This window comes from Dryocola clanedunensis (genome assembly GCF_038405435.1).
GTDB classification, from domain to species: domain Bacteria; phylum Pseudomonadota; class Gammaproteobacteria; order Enterobacterales; family Enterobacteriaceae; genus Dryocola; species Dryocola clanedunensis_A.
The window spans coordinates 1-596 of record NZ_JBBYHZ010000135.1; the positions used below are offsets into that span (position 1 = coordinate 1).

1 protein-coding gene is annotated in these 596 nt (G+C 74.2%); it reads left to right on the forward strand.

Going from position 1 to position 596, the window contains the following annotated elements; all coding sequences use genetic code 11:
- Positions 1-596: hypothetical protein (locus AAE045_RS23855; RefSeq protein WP_455549778.1), on the forward strand; the 596-nt coding region annotated here is incomplete at both ends.

Sequence of the window (596 nt, forward strand, 5' to 3'; positions counted from 1 at the left end):
CGGGCGCGAGGTGTCGCGCATCGGGCAGGCGTTCGAGGACCGGCAGGGGCGGGTCTGGTTGTCGGGAAGCCGCCAGGGCGTATGGCGACTCGGCGCCCAGTGGCGGCACTTCGAGCGTTTCGCCGCACCGGCCGGACCCATCGCCGGTGCGGCAGGCAGCCTGGCCCCGGCGGCAGACGCACACGCATGGTGGGCACGCGGCGGCACGCTCGCCCGTCTCTCGCCGGAGCAGGGCTTCTCCCCCGCGCGGTGGTCCTATGCACAGGATCCAGCACGTGCCGATCGCCACGTGGTGGTTGAAGATCCGCAGGGCGTGGTGTGGGTCTTCGCGGCGCCGTGGCTGACCCGGATCGATCCGCTGCGCCGGCGTCGGCAGCGCTGGCAGGTGGGGGCGGCCAGTGTGTCGCCGGGCACGTCGCCGCAGGCCGCGTTGCTGGCCTGTGGCGATCGCGTGTGGCTGGCCGGCAATGGTCGCGTGGAGCAGCGTGCGGGCGATGGCAGCGTTCTGGCCAGTGCTGCCTACGCGGCGGCGGGCCTGCGCCCGGGCGTGGCGGAGTTCGCGCTCCAGTGCAGCCCTGGCGGAGAGGTATGGCTGG